This is a genomic window from Pseudomonas mosselii (assembly GCF_019823065.1).
Lineage (GTDB): Bacteria > Pseudomonadota > Gammaproteobacteria > Pseudomonadales > Pseudomonadaceae > Aquipseudomonas > Aquipseudomonas mosselii.
Genome location: NZ_CP081966.1, coordinates 2070911 through 2089364, shown reverse-complemented (window position 1 = coordinate 2089364; position 18454 = coordinate 2070911). Strand labels below are relative to the sequence as shown.

At 64.1% G+C, this 18454-nt stretch carries 14 protein-coding genes; 11 read left to right on the top strand and 3 right to left on the bottom strand.

Features of this window, described 5'->3' with window-relative positions:
- Positions 1-64 precede the first annotated feature (64 nt).
- Positions 65-2083, bottom strand: a complete 2019-nt coding sequence (locus K5H97_RS09525; protein WP_028692509.1) for an alpha-1,4-glucan--maltose-1-phosphate maltosyltransferase — start codon at positions 2081-2083, stop codon at positions 65-67.
- A 138-nt stretch (positions 2084-2221) separates the two neighbouring features.
- On the opposite strand from K5H97_RS09525, the gene K5H97_RS09520 reads away from it, so the two are divergent.
- Complete coding sequence (locus K5H97_RS09520; protein WP_167388392.1) at positions 2222-2383, top strand: hypothetical protein; 162 nt, start codon at positions 2222-2224, stop codon at positions 2381-2383.
- A gap of 223 nt (positions 2384-2606) precedes the next feature.
- Positions 2607-2867: an acyl carrier protein gene (locus K5H97_RS09515; RefSeq protein WP_036986668.1), complete on the top strand. Its 261-nt coding sequence runs from the start codon at positions 2607-2609 to the stop codon at positions 2865-2867.
- On the opposite strand, the gene K5H97_RS09510 is transcribed toward K5H97_RS09515, so the two are convergent.
- On the bottom strand, positions 2842-4512 hold the full coding sequence (locus K5H97_RS09510; protein WP_028692511.1) for an AMP-binding protein: 1671 nt from the start codon (positions 4510-4512) through the stop codon (positions 2842-2844). The two genes, K5H97_RS09515 and K5H97_RS09510, sit on opposite strands and share 26 nt — an antisense overlap.
- 285 nt (positions 4513-4797) lie before the next feature.
- On the opposite strand from K5H97_RS09510, the gene K5H97_RS09505 reads away from it, so the two are divergent.
- From K5H97_RS09505 to K5H97_RS09490, 4 genes are read left to right on the top strand one after another with little or no spacing between them, the layout of a single operon-like run.
- Positions 4798-5961 (top strand): isovaleryl-CoA dehydrogenase, encoded by a 1164-nt coding sequence (locus K5H97_RS09505; RefSeq protein ID WP_028692512.1) that lies wholly within the window; start codon positions 4798-4800, stop codon positions 5959-5961.
- Between the two features lie 19 nt (positions 5962-5980).
- Positions 5981-7588, top strand: a complete 1608-nt coding sequence (locus K5H97_RS09500; RefSeq protein WP_028692513.1) for a carboxyl transferase domain-containing protein — start codon at positions 5981-5983, stop codon at positions 7586-7588.
- A gap of 3 nt (positions 7589-7591) precedes the next feature.
- The gene (locus K5H97_RS09495; protein WP_028692514.1) at positions 7592-8401 is read left to right on the top strand and encodes a gamma-carboxygeranoyl-CoA hydratase; all 810 of its coding nucleotides are present in this window, start codon (positions 7592-7594) and stop codon (positions 8399-8401) included.
- Entirely contained in the window at positions 8398-10353 is a 1956-nt protein-coding gene (locus K5H97_RS09490; RefSeq protein ID WP_028692515.1) for an acetyl-CoA carboxylase biotin carboxylase subunit, read from the top strand. The genes K5H97_RS09495 and K5H97_RS09490 overlap by 4 nt, the downstream gene beginning before the upstream one ends.
- Before the next feature lie 354 nt (positions 10354-10707).
- Here K5H97_RS09490 and K5H97_RS09485 read toward each other — a convergent pair whose 3' ends face one another.
- On the bottom strand, positions 10708-11415 hold the full coding sequence (locus K5H97_RS09485; protein ID WP_036986740.1) for an XRE family transcriptional regulator: 708 nt from the start codon (positions 11413-11415) through the stop codon (positions 10708-10710).
- A gap of 89 nt (positions 11416-11504) precedes the next feature.
- Here K5H97_RS09485 and K5H97_RS09480 point away from each other — a divergent pair, with 89 nt between their 5' ends.
- The 5 genes from K5H97_RS09480 to K5H97_RS09460 all read left to right on the top strand — a co-directional run bounded on the left by K5H97_RS09480 (position 11505) and on the right by K5H97_RS09460 (position 18433).
- A complete protein-coding gene (locus K5H97_RS09480) occupies positions 11505-11819 on the top strand; it encodes a DUF6124 family protein (RefSeq protein ID WP_028692517.1) in 315 nt (104 codons plus the stop codon).
- Positions 11820-12395: 576 nt separating this feature from the next.
- Positions 12396-12911 (top strand): DUF4880 domain-containing protein, encoded by a 516-nt coding sequence (locus K5H97_RS09475; protein ID WP_028692518.1) that lies wholly within the window; start codon positions 12396-12398, stop codon positions 12909-12911.
- Positions 12912-13256: 345 nt separating this feature from the next.
- Entirely contained in the window at positions 13257-16421 is a 3165-nt protein-coding gene (locus K5H97_RS09470) for a T6SS effector BTH_I2691 family protein (protein WP_222578003.1), read from the top strand.
- Positions 16418-17230: a DUF6708 domain-containing protein gene (locus tag K5H97_RS29840; RefSeq protein ID WP_315902437.1), complete on the top strand. Its 813-nt coding sequence runs from the start codon at positions 16418-16420 to the stop codon at positions 17228-17230. Before K5H97_RS09470 ends, K5H97_RS29840 begins: the two co-directional genes overlap by 4 nt.
- 54 nt (positions 17231-17284) lie before the next feature.
- Positions 17285-18433 carry a M14 family metallopeptidase gene (locus K5H97_RS09460; RefSeq protein ID WP_028692203.1) on the top strand — a complete coding sequence of 383 codons (1149 nt, stop codon included), beginning with the start codon at positions 17285-17287 and terminating at the stop codon, positions 18431-18433.
- Positions 18434-18454 lie beyond the last annotated feature (21 nt).

Here is an 18454-nt window from a genome sequence, read left to right as displayed (position 1 = left end):
GCTGCAGATATTGCCGGGGCTGCTTTGCAGCCTTTTCGCGACACAAGGCCGCGCCTACAGGGGATTAGCGCAGCTTTTCTATGCGCCAGATACCAAACGGCTGGTGCCACGGCTCGATGCGCATCCACTGGGTCTTGCCATGCCAGGTCCAACGGTGGCCATTCATCAGATCCTCGCCCTGGGTATCGGCGTTATCGTCCAGCCCCAGCTCCCATAGCGGCAACTCGAAGCTGGCCTCCTGGGCATTGTGCGGGTCGAGGCTGATGGCCACGAGGATGAAGTTGTCACGCTCGGGCGTGCGCTTGGCGAAGTAGAGAATGTTGTCGTTCCAGCAGTTGAGGAACACCACCCCCAGGTGGGTCTGCAGGGCGCGGTTCTGCCGACGGATGCGGTTGAGCTGGGCGATCTCGGCGACAATGTTGCCGGGCTGGGTGAATTCGCGCGGGCGGATCTCGTACTTCTCCGAATCCAGGTACTCCTCCTTGCCCGGCAGCGGCGTGCCTTCACACAGCTCGAAACCCGAGTACATGCCCCAGAGGCCCGAGCCCATGGTCGCCAGCGCGGCGCGGATAAGAAAGCCGGCACGGCCCGAGGTCTGCAGGAAGAACGGATTGATATCCGGCGTGTTGACGAAGAAGTTGGGCCGGTAGCACTGGCTCCACGGCGGCTGGTTGAGCTCCTCGACGTATTCACGAAGCTCTTGCTTGGTATTGCGCCAGGTGAAGTAGGTGTAGCTCTGCGCGTAGCCCACCTTGCCCAGGCGCGCCATCATCGCCGGGCGCGTGAAGGCCTCGGCGAGGAAGATCACCTCGGGGTACTGGCTACGCACATTGGCGATCAGCCATTGCCAGAACGGCAGCGGCTTGGTGTGCGGGTTGTCGACACGGAAGGTCTTCACGCCCTCCTCCACCCAGCCGACCACCACGTCGCGCAAGGCCAGCCACAGGCTCGGCACCGATTCAGGGGCGTAGAAGTCGACGTTGACGATGTCCTGGTACTTCTTCGGCGGGTTCTCGGCGTAGCGGATGCTGCCATCGGGCCGCCAGCTGAACCAGCCGGGGTGCTGCGTGAGCCAGGGGTGGTCCTGGGAGCACTGGATGGCGAAATCCAGGGCGATCTCCAGCCCATGCTCGGCGGCGGCGGCGACCAGCCGGCGGAAGTCCTCGCGGCTGCCCAGCTGCGGGTGGATGGCATCGTGCCCACCCTCGGGGCTGCCGATGGCGTAGGGACTGCCGGGGTCACCGGGCTCGGCCTGCAAGGCATTGTTGCGGCCCTTGCGGTGCTTCATGCCGATGGGGTGGATCGGCGGGAAGTACAGCACGTCGAAGCCCATGTCGCGGACCATCGGCAGGCGCTGGTGCACGTCATTGAACGTGCCATGACGTTCAGGATCGTCGGTGACAGAGCGCGGGAACAGCTCGTACCAGCTGGCGAACAGCGCCGCCTCGCGGTCCACGTCCACGGCAAATTCGCGGCTTCGGGTGAGGTAACTGCGGTGCTCGGCCTCGGCCATCAGCTGGGCGGCATCAGGATGCAACAGCAACGCCACCTGGTCATCCACCAGCAAATCCGGCAGGCGCTGTTGCAACCGTTCAAGCTGCTCGCGCAACAGCCCGTCGCTGCGCTCGATGCCCTGGCCCAGCAGCAGCCGGCCCTCCTCCAGTTCGAGCTTCACGTCCACACCGGCGGCGTACTTCTTCTCCAGGTCGTGGCAGAAGGTGGCGAACGGGTCGATCCAGGCCTCGATGCTGAACAGGTGCAAGCCCAGATCGGCGGGGGTGAACTCTGCCTGCCAAAGATCGTTGCCCGGCGAGTGCATTGCCACGCAGTGCCAGCGCCTGCTGTGGGCCTGGCGCCAGTTCAGGCTCACCGCCAGGCGGTCATGGCCGTCGGTATAGACCTTGGCGCTCACCTCGACCTTGTGCCCGCGCACCGCCTTGGCGGCGAAGGTGCCGCCGTCGAGCACCGGGCTTGCGTCCTCGATCACGATGCGCGGGGCCAGCAGCGCCTGGGCCAGGCTGATGGCCTGGTCCGGGTGATCGTTAGCCATGGCCACGCTTTCGAACGGCTCTTTACCAGACATCGACCTGCTCCCATGGGCTGGTGGCGGTAAGGGTTCAGAGCCCTGTTGGCGCGCGGGGGTTCAAAAAAAATGAGCGTCGGGCGCAGGCCTGGGTCAAAGCCTGCGACAACGCTTCATTCATCCCGCGAGGCCAGGCCCATGAACATTCCCATTCCACCGGAGACACCCGACCCGAACATCGACGACCCGACCTTGCCGCCGCCGGTGCCCGAGGAGGATCCGGACGAGCTGCCGATCAAGCCAACCGTGCCGCCGACCGTGGGCGATCCGCCGAGCCAGGAGCCGCCAGTGAAAGCTTGAGGATAGACAAGGTTGTGAGAGGTTGACCGCCTGAACCGGCCCCTCGCGGGCAAGCCCGCTCCCACAAGTGCCGTGTCGCCTGCGTGGGAGCGGGTGTGCACCGCGATGAGGCCGGTCCTGACAAGCACAAAGCCGCGCCCGATACACCTGGTATTTCTGCCAGTGGCGCCCGATCACGAAGCCAAGTACAGAGAAGCACCACCCTCTGACGGTCACCTCCGGCATGCGCTCGCGCCTCTACATCGCCTTCCACCTGCAATGGATCCTCGCTGGCCTCCTCGAACAGAGCCTGCACCGGATCCGGCCGAACATCGCCATGGACGAACTGGGCGCCGACAGTTTCGACGTGGTGGAACTGCAAGCCATCGTGGAGGAAACATTCGGCATCTTCATCCCCGATCAAGTCCAGACCTACACCACCTTTGCCGAGCTGGTCGACCTGGTCTACAAGGCGATGCCTAGCCCCCCAGCTCCTCCACGCTGATCTCACGCATCCGGAACTTCTGCACCTTCCCCGTCACCGTCATCGGAAATTCATCGACAAAACGGAAATGCCGTGGCGTCTTGAAATGCGCCAGCCGCGCCTTGCACCACTGCTGCAACTCGTCCGCCGTGGCACTGTGCCCAGGATGCAGGCGAATCCACGCCACCACCTCCTCGCCATACTTGCTGCACGGAATCCCCACCACCTGCGCCTCGGCCACCGCCGGGTGGGTGTGGAAGAACTCCTCAAGCTCGCGCGGATAGATGTTCTCGCCACCGCGAATGATCATGTCCTTGTTGCGCCCGACGATGCGCACGTAGCCTTCGTCGTCCATCACCGCCAGGTCGCCGGTGTGCATCCACCCGGCCGGGTCGATGGCGTCATGGGTGGCCTGCAGGTTGTCCCAGTAGCCGAGCATCACGCTGTAGCCCCGGGTGCACAGCTCGCCGATCTCGCCCCGGGCAACGATGCGCCCTTCAGCGTCCACCAGCTTGGTCTCCAGCTGCGGCTGGGTGCGGCCCACGGTGGTCACGCGCAGCTCCAGGCCATCGTCCGGGCCGGTCTGCAGCGACACCGGGCTGGTCTCGGTCATGCCGTAGGCGATCTGCACCTCGGCCATGTGCATCTGCTCGATGACCTTGCGCATCACCTCGATCGGGCAGGTGGCGCCGGCCATGATGCCGCTGCGCAGTGTGGACAGGTCCAGCACGGGGCGGCTGGGGTGATCGAGCATGGCGATGAACATGGTCGGCACGCCATAGAGGATGCTGGCGCGCTCCTCGGCCACTGCGCGCAGGGTGAGTTCGGCGTCGAAGGCGTCGTTGGGGTAGATCAGGGTGCTGCCGTGGGTGATGCAGCCGAGATTGCCCATGACCATGCCGAAACAGTGGTACAGCGGCACCGGGATCACCATGCGGTCCTGCTCGGTCAGGCCCAGGCTCTCGCCGACCATGTAGCCGTTGTTGAGCAGGTTGTAGTGGCTCAGGGTCGCGCCCTTGGGCGCGCCAGTGGTGCCGGAGGTGTACTGGATGTTCACCGGCTGGTCGAACTGCAGGCCCTGCTGCCGGGCTTCGTAGACGGCGGGTTCCACCTGCCCTGCCCGCCCAGCCAGCGCGGTCCAGGGCACGAAGCCCATGGGCGGCTCGGCGGCCAGGCTGATCACCCCGCGCAGGTCGGGCAGGCGCTCACTGGCCAACTCGCCCACGGCATGTAGCGCCAGCTCAGGTACCAACGCCTGCACCATCGCGTGGTAGTTGGAAGACTTGAAGGCATCGGCGCACACCAGCCAACGGCAGCCGGACTGGCGCAGCACGTATTCAAGCTCGCCCACGCGATAGGCCGGATTGATGTTGACCAGGATGGCGCCGACCTTGGCGCTGGCCAGTTGCAGAATGCACCACTGGGCGCAGTTGGGCGCCCAGATGCCGACCCGCTCGCCCACCTCCACGCCCAGCGCCATCAAGGCCCGGGCGTGCACATCGACCTCGGCGGCCAGCTCGCGCCAGCTGTAGCGCACTCCCTGGTGGCGCACCACCAACGCCTCGCGCTCGCCGTGAAGGGCGACGGTGGCATCGAAGGCCTGGCCGATGGTCAGGGTGAGCAAGGGTTTGTCTTGACGGCCGCGCGTGTAGCTTGGTTGAGGCATGGTTGTCCCTTCTTGTGGTTGTTCTGGGCATGACTGAAGCAGGCGGTAGTTACTCTGGCGCAGATTTACGTTTACGTAAAGGTGACGTTGCGATTGACAGTCCCGGAAGGCAGGTTTACGTTAACGTCAACTGCAGACATGACGGCGTTGTGGGAGCGGGCTTGCCCCGCGATGAGGCCGGACCAGGCAATACCGCTGGCCGTTCTGACGGGCATCGCTGGGCAAGCCCGCTCCCACAACGCCGCAGCAACCGCTCCCATTTCAAGAACAAGAAGGTGCCCGCACATGCATTACCCCAGCCTGAACTTCGCCCTGGGCGAGACCATCGACATGCTCCGCGACCAGGTGCGCACCTTCGTCGCCGCCGAACTGGCGCCGCGTGCCGCGCAGATCGACCACGACAACCTGTTCCCCGCCGACATGTGGCGCAAGTTCGGCGACATGGGCCTGCTGGGTATCACCGTGCCGGAAGAATACGGCGGCGCCGGCCTGGGCTACCTGGCCCACGTGGTGTCGATGGAAGAGATCAGCCGCGCCTCGGCCTCGGTGGCCCTGTCGTACGGCGCCCACTCCAACCTGTGCGTCAACCAGATCAACCGCAACGGCACCCACGAGCAGAAGCTCAAATACCTGCCCAAGCTGATCAGCGGCGAACACATTGGCGCCCTGGCCATGAGCGAGCCCAACGCCGGCTCTGATGTGGTATCGATGAAGCTGCGCGCCGAAAAACGCGGCGACCACTACGTGCTCAACGGCAGCAAGACCTGGATCACCAACGGCCCCGACGCCAACACCTACGTGATCTACGCCAAGACCGACCTGGACAAGGGCCCCCACGGCATCACCGCGTTCATCGTCGAGCGCGACTGGAAAGGCTTCAGCCGCAGCAACAAGTTCGACAAGCTCGGCATGCGCGGCTCCAACACCTGCGAGCTGTTCTTCGACGGCGTCGAAGTGCCGGAAGAAAACATCCTCGGCCAGCTCAACGGCGGCGTGCGCGTGCTGATGAGCGGCCTGGACTACGAGCGCGTGGTGCTCGCCGGCGGCCCCACCGGCATCATGCAGAGCTGCATGGACCTAGTGGTGCCCTACATTCATGATCGCAAGCAGTTCGGCCAGAGCATCGGCGAGTTTCAGCTGATCCAGGGCAAGATCGCCGACATGTACACCCAGCTCAACGCCAGCCGCGCCTACCTTTACGCCGTGGCCCAGGCCTGCGACCGCGCCGAAACAACCCGCAAGGACGCCGCCGGGGTGATCCTCTACACCGCCGAGCGCGCCACGCAGATGGCCCTGGAGGCCATCCAGATCCTTGGCGGCAACGGCTACATCAATGAATTCCCGGCTGGGCGCCTGTTGCGCGACGCCAAGCTGTACGAGATCGGCGCCGGCACCAGCGAGATCCGCCGGATGCTGATCGGCCGCGAACTGTTCAACGAAACCCGCTGAGCACAAGGAACCGGCGTCCATGGCTACCTTGCATACCCAGATCAACCCACGCTCGGCGGAATTCGCCGCCAACAGCGCGGCCATGCTCGAACAGGTCCAGGCCCTGCGCGGCCTGCTCGCCCAGGTCAGTCAGGGCGGCGGGCCGAAGGCCCAGGAGCGGCACACCTCGCGCGGCAAGCTGCTGCCCCGCGAGCGTATCGACCGCCTGCTCGACCCAGGCTCGGCGTTTCTCGAGATCGGCCAGCTGGCCGCCCATGAAGTCTATGGCGAAGACGTGCCGGCCGCCGGCGTGATCGCCGGCATCGGCCGGGTCGAAGGCGTGGAGTGCATGATCGTGGCCAACGACGCCACGGTCAAAGGCGGCTCCTACTACCCGCTGACGGTGAAAAAGCACCTGCGCGCCCAGACCATCGCCCTGCAGAACCGCCTGCCGTGCATCTACCTGGTGGACTCCGGGGGCGCCAACCTGCCGCGCCAGGACGAAGTGTTCCCCGACCGCGAGCACTTCGGGCGGATCTTCTTCAACCAGGCCAACATGAGTGCCCTGGGGATCCCGCAGATCGCCGTGGTGATGGGCTCCTGCACCGCCGGTGGCGCCTATGTGCCGGCCATGGCCGACGAGGCGATCATGGTGCGCCAGCAGGCGACCATCTTCCTGGCAGGCCCACCGCTGGTGAAGGCCGCGACCGGTGAAGTGGTCAGCGCCGAGGACCTCGGTGGCGCCGACGTGCACTGCCGCACCAGCGGCGTGGCCGACCATTATGCCGACAACGACGAGCACGCCCTGGCCATCGCCCGGCGCAGCGTCGCCAACCTCAACTGGCACAAGCAGGGCAAGCTGCAGTGCCAGGCGCCGATCGCGCCGTTGTACAACGCCGAGGAGCTGTACGGCGTGGTCCCGGCCGACGCCAAGCAGCCGTTCGACGTGCGCGAGGTGATCGCTCGCCTGGTCGACGGTTCGGTGTTCGATGAGTTCAAGGCACTGTTCGGCACTACCCTGGTGTGCGGCTTCGCCCACCTGCACGGCTACCCGGTGGCGATCCTGGCCAACAACGGCATCCTCTTCGCCGAGGCCGCGCAAAAAGGCGCGCACTTCATCGAACTGGCCTGCCAGCGCGGCATCCCGCTGCTGTTCCTGCAGAACATCACAGGTTTCATGGTCGGCAAGAAGTACGAGGAAGGCGGCATCGCCAAGCACGGCGCCAAGCTGGTGACTGCCGTGGCCTGTGCGCAGGTGCCGAAGTTCACGGTGATCATCGGCGGCAGCTTCGGCGCCGGCAACTACGGCATGTGCGGCCGCGCCTACGACCCGTGCTTCCTGTGGATGTGGCCCAACGCGCGCATCGGCGTGATGGGCGCCGAGCAGGCGGCCGGCGTGCTGGCCCAGGTAAAGCGCGAACAGAGCGAGCGCAGTGGCGAAGTGTTCAGCAGCGAAGACGAGAAGAAGCTCAAGCAGCCGATCCTCGACCAGTACGAGCGCCAGGGCCACCCCTACTACTCCAGCGCCCGGCTGTGGGACGACGGCGTCATCGACCCGGCGCAGACCCGCGATGTGCTCGGCCTGGCGTTGTCCGCCGCGCTGAACGCCCCGATCGAACAGAGCCGCTTCGGCATTTTCCGGATGTGACCCATGAGCGAATTCGCCACCCTTGAACTGGTCAAGGACCCTCGCGGCTTCGCCACCCTGTGGCTGAGCCGGGAAGACAAGAACAACGCCTTCAACGCGCAGATGATCCGCGAACTGATCGTCGCCCTCGACCGCCTGGCCGAGGACGCCAGCCTGCGTTTCGTGGTGCTGCGCGGCCGCGGCCGGCATTTCAGTGCCGGCGCGGACCTTGCCTGGATGCAGCAGTCGGCGCAACTGGACTTCAACACCAACCTGGACGACGCCCACGAGCTGGGCGAGCTGATGTACGCCCTGCACCGGCTCAAGGCGCCGACCCTGGCCGTGGTGCAAGGCGCGGCCTTCGGCGGTGCGCTGGGGCTGATCAGCTGCTGCGACATGGCCATCGGCGCCGAGGATGCGCAGCTGTGCCTGTCGGAAGTGCGCATCGGCCTGGCCCCGGCGGTGATCAGCCCGTTCGTGGTCAAGGCCATCGGCGAGCGCGCCGCCCGCCGCTACGCCCTAACCGCCGAGCGCTTCAGCGGCGTGCGCGCCCGTGAGCTGGGCCTGCTGGCCGAGGTGTACCCTGCCAGCGAGCTGGACGCCCAGGTCGAGGCCTGGGTCGACAACCTGCTGCACAACAGCCCGCAGGCGCTACGCGCCACCAAGGACCTGCTGCGCGAGGTGGACGCTGGCGAGCTGAGCCCGGCCCTGCGCCGCTACTGCGAGAACACCATCGCCCGCATCCGCGTCAGCGCCGAAGGCCAGGAAGGCCTGCGCGCTTTCCTGGAAAAACGCCGCCCCGCCTGGCAAGACAACAAGGAGCCGCGCCCATGAGCCGACCCACGCTGACCACCCTGCTGGTCGCCAACCGCGGCGAGATCGCCTGCCGGGTGATGCGCACCGCCAAGGCCATGGGCCTGACCACCGTGGCCGTGCACAGCGCCACCGACCGCGATGCGCGCCACAGTCGCGAGGCCGATATCCGTGTCGACCTCGGTGGCACCAAGGCCGCCGAAAGCTACCTGGTGATCGACAAGCTGCTCGCCGCGGCCAAGGCCAGCGGCGCCCAGGCGATCCACCCGGGCTATGGCTTCCTGTCGGAGAACGCCGGTTTTGCCCGCGCCATCGAGCAGGCCGGGCTGATCTTCCTCGGCCCACCGGCCAGCGCCATCGATGCCATGGGCAGCAAGTCGGCGGCCAAGGCACTGATGGAGCAAGCCGGGGTGCCGCTGGTGCCGGGCTACCACGGCGAGGCCCAGGACCTGGAGACTTTCCGCGCCGCCGCCGAGCGTATCGGCTACCCGGTACTGCTCAAGGCCAGTGCCGGGGGCGGTGGCAAGGGCATGAAGGTGGTCGAGGACGAGAGCCAGCTGGCCGACGCCCTGGCCTCGGCGCAGCGCGAGGCGCAGTCGTCGTTCGGCGATGCGCGGATGCTGGTCGAGAAGTACGTGCTCAAACCGCGTCATGTGGAGATCCAGGTGTTCGCCGACCAGCACGGCAACTGCCTGTACCTCAACGAGCGTGACTGCTCGATCCAGCGTCGCCACCAGAAGGTGGTCGAGGAAGCCCCGGCGCCGGGCCTGTCCCCCGAGCTGCGCAAGGCCATGGGCGAGGCCGCGGTGCGCGCCGCCCAGGCCATCGGCTACGTGGGAGCCGGCACCGTCGAGTTCCTGCTCGATGCCCGCGGCGAGTTCTTCTTCATGGAGATGAACACCCGCCTGCAGGTGGAGCATCCGGTCACCGAAGCCATCACCGGGCTCGACCTGGTGGCCTGGCAGATCCGCGTGGCCTGCGGCGAACCGCTGCCGCTCACCCAGGAGCAGGTGCCGCTGATCGGCCATGCCATCGAGGTGCGGCTGTATGCGGAGGATCCGGCCAACGAGTTCCTGCCGGCCACCGGCACCCTGGCGCTGTACCGCGAGTCGGCGCCGGGCGAAGGCCGCCGGGTGGACAGCGGCGTCAGCGAGGGCGACGTGGTGTCGCCGTTCTACGACCCGATGCTGGGCAAGCTGATTGCCTGGGGCCAGGACCGCGAGCAGGCGCGCCTGCGCTTGCTGGCGATGCTCGATGAGTTCGCCATTGGCGGGCTGAAGACCAATATCGCCTTCCTGCGCCGCATCCTTGCACACCCGGCGTTTGCCGAGGCGGAGCTGGATACCGGGTTCATCCCGCGTCACCAGGATGTGCTGCTGCCTGCGCCCCAGGCGCTGCCGGCGCAGTTCTGGGAGGCGGCCGCCGAGGCGTGGCTGCAAGGCGAGCCTGCGTTGCAGCGCCAGGACGACCGCGCTTCGCCGTGGGCGGCCCGCGATGGCCTGCGCCTGGGCTTGCCGGCGCGCAGCAGCCTGCATTTGCAGTGCGAAGGGAATGAGCAGGCGGTGGCGCTGGAACGCAGCGCGCCTTCGGCCTATCGGCTGGAGGGGGAGCAGCTGTGTCATGACCAGGACGGCCTGCGCCGTCGTCACCTGGCGGTGCGTCGGGGGGGCACGCTTTACCTGCAGTGGGCCGGCGAGTTGCACGCCATCAGCGCCCATGACCCGATTGCGGCGGCAGAAGCCAGCCACAGCCATCAGGGCGGGCTGGGCGCACCCATGAATGGCAGCATCGTGCGAGTGCTGGTCGAACCGGGACAGGTGGTCGAGGCCGGTACCGCGCTGGTAGTGCTGGAGGCGATGAAGATGGAGCACAGCATTCGGGCGCCCCACTCCGGGACGGTGAAGGCGCTGTTTTGCCAGGAGGGGGATATGGTCAGCGAGGGGACAGTGCTGGTCGAGCTGGAGGCGGAGTAACGGCGGCAATGTGTTCGCCGAAAGGGTTGTTTCGCCTATGAGATCGAGCGCCGCCCGCGCGGCGCATCGCGACGCAAGGCCGCTCCCACATTTGTTGCAACGTGCCGAACCTGTCAGGCCATGGTTGCCGGCCCTGGCGCATGTCTTGAGACAGGCGGGGCGGCAGCAGTGTCTATGCTGGGACCGCGTCGGACCAACGAGGCGGACCTGGTAATGGCACAGGATTGACTGGCCCGAAACAGATGTGGGAGCGGCCTTGCGTCGCGATGCGCCGCGCGGGCAGCGCTCGATCTCAAGAGCGCTGAAGGCCCCCCGCCTGGCACCTCGCAGCCCCAACACGACCTGCGTGGGAACCTAGAGCACCCCGTGCATCCGCACCACAACACCAAGGAACTCGCAGCCCTCCTCGCAGACCAGGGTCGGATAGGCATTGTTGAGCGCCTTCAGATACCGCTGCCCACCCTCCTCGGTCAACTGCCGAAAGATCGCGGACTTGCCAGGCAGTCGGGCAATCACCAGGCGCCCCGGCTCGGCGGCCACGCCGTCATCAACCAGGATTCGAACCCCCTCGGGCACGCTCCTGCCGCTGGCAGCACTCATGGTGTCGTTCTCGACCGTCAGCCAGAACGCCTTGCCCTGGGCCAGGTAGTCGGTCTGCTCGAAGACCTCCGGCGCTTCCTGCTCCTGCTGACCCAAGGTGCTCCAGTCACGTACCGGATAGCGGAAACACACGAAGTATTTTGCCAGCCCGTCATCATCATCCTCGTCCTCGAGGCCATAAAGCGCCCGCTCCTCGCCCACCTGTCCCAGCACACGCAGTTGCATGCTGACCTGGTAATGCGGCATGCCCAACTCGATGAACGTACGGTTCATCGAGTCGACCCGAGGCTGACGGCGTTTCTTCAGCCAATGGCCGATGCTGCCCTGGGAGACCCCAACGCGTTCGGCAAGCTGCTCCTGGGAGATATCGAGTTCCTCGATCCGTTCCCGGACCAGGGCTATCCATTTGTCCATATTCATCGCAGGCACGATACGGACTGCCTCCCTGCGTTCAATACACATCAAGTAGTATTTGTCCAAACACATTTCAATACTTTAGGTATTAGAATCGAGCTTCACCTTTCCCCTATTGGTATTCGCAGGTAATCAGGATGAGCATCTCGAAAGAAACGGAAACAGATCTCGACGAAGAAGCAGCCCGCCGCGCCCTCGATTTCTACCTCAACCCCACCCCCACGCCCCGCGACCTGGAGCGTTCGCTATGGACCCTGCGTGAAGGCGTCAGCAACGCCCAGGCCTGCGACCATGCCATGGCACTGCTGCGCTGCGCGTCGGCCACGGCACAGGAAACCGGCAACCATCTGCAGGGCACGACGCGGGAAGTGGTATTTGCGCTGATGCACATGGTCAACATGGCCCGCGCCCTGCTGGAGCAGTGCCACGCCACGGAAAAGGCATCGATCTGAAGGGAGCACGTGATAGCCGACGAACGGCAAAAGCCCCGATTGCCGGCGATGAGGCGTGTGTCAGGAAGAATTTTTTAGTCAATCGCTGAAAAATCATTTGACTGGCAAATGATAACGATTATTATTGCACTCAGCAGGTCGCGAGACCCGCTGGATAACCTGCAACGTCCTCAGGTCGGACGCTCAGATTATCTCCTCATCAGGCTAATCACGGTTTTTGACCCGGCTTTTTGCCGGGTCATTTTTTTTGGCTCTTCAGGCTAATGAAGATCGTTTAATGGCCGCGATGATAGCAAAACTGTGTCAGGACGTGAATGCTCATTACAAATCTTTGCGGAATCAGCACTTGAGAATCAATCTCGTTTAGCCTAGGCTTTGTACGAAAAGGAGCCGAGCGGCGATCAGGCAAGGCGAAAACAGGCGAGGAAGCGGAGTTTACGGGTTGTAAATGAGCATTCCGAGCCTGTTTTCAACGCAGCATGATCGTCGCGCAGGCCCTTTTCGTACAAAGCCTAAGCTGATTTCGCGTCAAGGAAGACGCCCCCACCCCTTTCCTTAATGAGCAAGGAGCTGTCCATGACCCGCCTGCTGCTGCCCCTCGAGCACGACCCGCACACCGCCGAACAGCATGGCGATGACGCGCTGCTGCATGCGCTCAAGCGTCTGCCGCGCCGGGTCCAGCAAGTGTTCCTGCTCAACCGCCTAGACCAGCTGGGCTTCGCCGCCATCGCCGAACGCCTGGACCTGCCGCTGATCAGCATCGAACGCCATATGAACCAGGCCCTGCAGACCGCCCGCGCCCCAGGCGACGCGCTGGCCAGCATCGCCGGCCAGTGGTACGTGCGCCTGCAGAGCCCGCAGGTGACCGCCAGCGAACGCATCGACTTCCGCCGCTGGCTGGATGCCGACCCCGACCACCTGCGTGCCTTCCACGAAACCGAACTGCGCTGGCGCAGCCTGCTCGCCCCTGCCCGGCAATTGGGCCACGACGGCTGGTACCGGCAAGGGCGTGCGGCGCTGTCGCTGGGTGGCTGCTCGATTGCCGTCGGGCTTGGTGTTGCCGCCCTCGTGGCGCTGGGACTGCTGACCTGAACCCGGGGCTCAGCCCCCCGGAAATTCCTGCCCCGACCGCTCTAGCCGGTGGTTTGAAGTCATAACAGCCCCTCAAAGAGAACTTTCCTACAGCAATGTAGGAAGCCGTTGGCAAGACTTCCTCCCGCACGCCCCCTATGGTCCTAGCCTTGTGCCACGCATCGAGCGCGCTTCTCCACATTGAGGCGCCCGAGAACAATGGACAGGGACCGCCATGCTTAACCATTCCGACCTGCGCTACAGGTCAAACCCCTTCATCGCTACAACCAACTGCGAGATTGCGCCTTCCTGCTATCCGCGCCAGCGACTCATGCTGCCCCAACGATACTCAAAGGGGGTACGCCCATGACCCTCAGCCTCAGTCAGTCCATCCTGGACGCACAACGCCAAGCCATCCCCGTCCCCAAGCCCCGCTGCTCCGCCTGCCAGCGTATCGGCCTGCCCATCCTCCTGCTGCGGACCGCCTACGCCCCCAGCCCCAAGACCCTGAGCACGCGCAACCTGCCCAACTACAACGGTGTCGCCGGCATTCCCATGCACAGCGAGCAACTGCGCATCCTGCGCCAGGGCTATGTCTACGTGCTGCTCGACCAACGGGTCTGGCACGCCTACCAGGTCACCCCCGAAGGGGCACTGCGCCAGTTCCCGGCCTTCCAGCCACCCCCGCAAGCCGGCAAACCTTTGTCCACGGCCTGCCGGCAAGAACATCACGATGTCATCGCGTCGTTCATCAACATCAACACCCTGCTGTACTCGACCGCCTGGATCGCCTTCGCCAACGATCCCTGGCCCAAGCCCGTGCTGGACCAGTACAAGCATGCCATCGCGAACAACAACCCCGAGCTCACCAGCCGCTTCCAGGCACTCGACCTGAAAGCGGCCCGCGAAGCGCCCGGCAGCGTGGGACGGGCCATGCACGCAGACCGCCTGCAACTCGACGAGGTCCTGGAATACGCCGTGCCAAGCACCGGCCCCTTCACCAGCGTCCATGGCTTCTACCCTCGCCTCGAGCGCCTGGCGGCCACGCGCACGTACATCGCTGCCCTGATACAACGCGAAGAGCTCGCCGACGGCGTGCTCGCGCTGACGGTGCCAGACCCCGTCGGCATGGTCCAGGAGTGCAACGCGCAACGCCTCGCCTGGGTCCAGGCCCTGCAGGCCTGGCGCGCCGAGCCGCAACGGCACTTCGAGCATTTCACCTCCCTGGCCCTGCTCGGCATCCGCGAGCTGAACGCCACGCTGGCCGCCGGCGAGGCCGCCGCCGAAGTCGAGCGAGAAGCACGGGAGGTGGAGCGCTGGAACAGCAGCCCCCTGCTCTCCGCCAAGGCCCCCCTCCCCGCCGTGGATGTCGAGGCCCAGTTGCCGCGCAGGATCGAACGCAAGCAGCAGGAAGCACGGGAACGCTTCGAGGAACGCTACGACGAAGGTGAGCGCGGCGCCTTCGCCAGCGCCTACGAGACCGAACTGCACAACCACCAACAGCTGATCGACCAGCTCGCCACCTTGTACGCGGAGCTCTACGCCGCCCCGGCGTTTCAACGCATCGCCTACAACGACTACAGCGCCATCGACTGGCGCTCGGTGGAGTACTTCGTGAGCATGCTGGGCACCTGCCTGTACGGCGGCCCCAGCGAAACCCAACCGCAGGACGGCGCCGCGCTCGGCGCGAGCCAACGGCTGTGGCAACAGGAACTGGAAAACCCCGACAGCCTGCTGTACCAGGCCCTGGTCGCCAAGCACCAAGGGCTGCTCCGGCAACTGCTGGAGGCCTTGACCAGCCAGGACCTGAGCAAGGTCTACGACACCGTCAAGGGCCTCACCACCAGCTACGAGGGCCAGCAGTTGATGGTCAAGCCGGTGCGCGACGCCATCGGCCAGTTGCTCGCCGCCACCGCCAATGCCGGCAACACCCTCCACCAACACCTGTCCGCCGGCGCCCAGCAGATGATCGGCTACGTGCACAGCGCGGCGCTGCTGCGTTTTGCCGGGCAGCACATGACGCAGCTCGTCGTGCCGCTCAGGGCGGGCGAATACCTGAAGCTGCTCAACGAAGGCCTGCAGGCGCGCACCGATGCCCTGCTGGGCCAGCTGGACCAGGCCTTTCGCAAACCCGCCGCGCACAAGGTCAACGCCATGCTGCTCAGCGGCGCCATCACTGCGGCGGTGTCCGGCAAGCACGGCAAGGTCGTGGAACTGGTGCTGTGGACTATGGAAAGCGCCGAGGACCTGCAGGCCCGGTTGCAGCACCTGCAGGCCAGCGCGGGTAGCGGCGCTGGCGAGGCCTTGCGCAGCGTGCGCATAGGGGCGGACAGCCTGCAATACCAGGCCGCCCACAGCCTGCGCCTGCTCAACCTGAGTGCGGAGCAGACCCGTGCCCTGGCCCGTGAGGCCATGGGCAACCTGCGCAGTGGCTTGTCTGGCTTGGGGCCGGGCCGCGCGGACTTGATGTTGAGCCTGGGTGGGTTGTGGTTCCAGCAGGACAGCCTGCGCAGGAATCATGACGCGCTGAACGCGACCCCAGGCAATGCGGAGGCCGAAGCGCTGGCAGCGGTGTGGTCGTCGTCCATTGGGGTTTTGGGGTTGAGTATTGAAGCGACAGGGAAAGCGATCGAGATATTGCGGCCTGCCCGGGCCGCCGTGACGGCGGGTTCGACATTGATGCAGGGGACGCAACTGGTGAAGTACGGTGGTGCCATTGCTGCCGTGGCCGGCTTTGCTGATGGAGCTAATTATGCATTAGCTGCTCAACGAACAGACTTACAAGGTGATTCAGCATCTAAACTCCTTTACATCACAGCGGGATTTCTTTCAATAGGCTCGGGAGCTGCAGGAGTTAGCACACTTTACTTTGGTAGCGCATTCCTGGGACCTGTAGGTATAGCACTAGTACTTGCACTTTCAGCCTACACGCTTGCTACGATCGCCAAGAAAAACGAATCATCTCCACTGGAAACGTGGGCTCGCCAGTCCAGATGGGGGCTGCCAGCTTCGCATCGTGAATGGCAGGTCGCGGAAGACTACGACAACGCTATAGGTGCTCTCAATGCTGCCCTATTGGGCATCACTGCGCATGCCTCAATAGATATAACATTCAAAGAAACACACCCTCCGAAAACGATAGAGCCGTTCGTTACGCTCAGGGATAGCTTCTCGGTTCCACTCGAAACACGCCTGAACTACACAATCACCATTCCTAACTTTGTTCACGGACAGGCAAGGTACGAATGGACGCTGGTAGTTTATTCGCCGGGTAGAAACACTGTACCGACCGTGTACTCAGGAGACAGCGACAAGGAAAAAACCGAGCCATATGAGAACACTGACATTCCAGAGAATAGTTCTCGCCAAGGAAAGACCCTAAGAATAGAAGGAAGCACATCAACTGCGAACTTAAAAACCATAGACGCTTTTGAGTTAACAGTCAGCTATTGGCCCGACAAGGACGACACCATAAATCTCGCGAGGCTCATAAAAAAACAAGACAAACTAGATACAAGGGAATATAAATGAAACGACCTACCCTAATCCCCCCGTGCTCTGGTTGGAAAGAAGATTTCAATCCTCCGGGGTCGCCCCGTAGAGTCGAGCCTTCTCCCAACCTAATAATCTCCAATCATCAAGACAACATCTATCTAGAGATACCTCGAAACTCGGTTAACACGGGAGGACTGCTATTTCTATGCCTACCGCCCAGCATATTTTCACTATTTATATCTATAACAATAATAATAGACAGCATCCAGGATAGCGCTTACAGCTTCTTACCTATTGGATTTGCGGCACTATTATTCGCAACCTGGCAGGCAACCTCATTTGCTCGCCCAATTCGCTCCGCCCCTCGCGACGAACCCATACGATTCAACCGTGCCCGTCAAAAAGTCTACGCTTACAACTTTACGTTCTGTTGGTGGAACCCCTTCATCCCATGGCCAATAAAAATCGTCAGCTACGACTGGAAGGATGTACGCGCCGAACGCTGGAGAAAACAGGCTGTCACCCACCAAGGCTCGCACCTCGTGAAGACAGGGATCATGTTGTCCGTCGTCGAACCGGGCACCAACAAGGTCATCGACCGGTTCTCCTTGAGTAATACGTATGGGGAAGAGTCCATCTGGGCCTACATCTGCACTTACATGCAACATGGTCTCGATGCTGTTTCACCTGCCCCACACAATGAAGATCACAACCTTCTCCTCTGTTATCAGTTCGCCAAGCGTCTGGGAGCAGAGGTCAAATGGCCAGAGGCGATAGACCGCGAATCCCGCACCGCCCCTGAGCCCTCCACCGACTCACAGGCCACGAACAAAGTGACACCCTGAACACCTTTCGCGGTGTAGAGTACCTCCCACAACAACGCCAACAGGAGGCTGGCAATGACCGTGACGCTCTCCCCGCTGCACATCGACTGCGATTTCGACTCCGGCAACATCCTGGTCCTGGACGCCAGCGACCCTGCGCACGTCCACCTGAACATCCGCCCCGATACCCACAGCGACCACTTCCAGTGGTTCCACTTCAAGGCCAGCGGCCTGACCCCGGGCCAGGTCCATCGCTTCAGCCTGGACAACGCCCACCAGTCCTCCTACAAGAACGCCTGGACCGGCTACCATGCCGTGGCCTCGTACGACCAGCAGACCTGGTTCCGCGTGCCCAGCCAGTTCGACGGCAAGGCCCTGAGCTTCGACTTCAAGGCTGAACAGGCGCAGGCCTGGTTCGCCTACTTCGAGCCCTACCCGCGCGCCCGGCACAACCAACTGATCGAGCGCGCCAAGCAGATTCCCGGCGTCGAGCTGCTGGCCAGCGGGCGCAGCGTGCAAGGGCGCGACATTCCCCTGCTGCGTGCGGGCAGTGGTGCGACCGGCAAGCGCAAGCTATGGATCATCGCCCAGCAGCACCCGGGCGAGCACATGGCCGAGTGGTTCATGGAAGGCGTGATCGACGCCCTCGAAGCCAACGGCCCGGTCATCCAGCAACTGCTGGCCAAGGCCGACCTGTACCTGATCCCCAACATGAACCCGGACGGCGCCTTCCTCGGCCACCTGCGCACCAACTTCAAGGGCAAGGACCTCAACCGCGCCTGGCAGGACGCCAGCGTCGAACTGAGCCCCGAAGTGTTCTTCGCCCAGAGCCAGATGAAGCTGCATGGCGTGGATGCGTTCATCGACGCCCATGGCGACGAGGAGATCCCCTATGTGTTCACCGCGGCCTGCGAAGGCAACCCCGGCTACACGCCGCGCCTCGCCAAACTGGAAGAGCAGTTCCGCAGCACCCTGTGCAGCCTGACCCCGGACTTCCAGACGAAATACGGCTACACCCGCGACGAGCCGGGTCAGGCCAACATGACCCTGGCCTGCAATGCCGTGGGCCAGGCCCATGACTGCCTGTCGCTGACCCTGGAGATGCCGTTCAAGGACCACGACGATGCGCCAAACCCGCGCACCGGCTGGTCGGGCGAGCGCTCCAAGGCGCTGGCCGGGGCGGTGCTGGAGACGTTGCTGAAGATGGTCGGCGATCTGCGCTGAGCAACCCGGTCCCATTGTGAG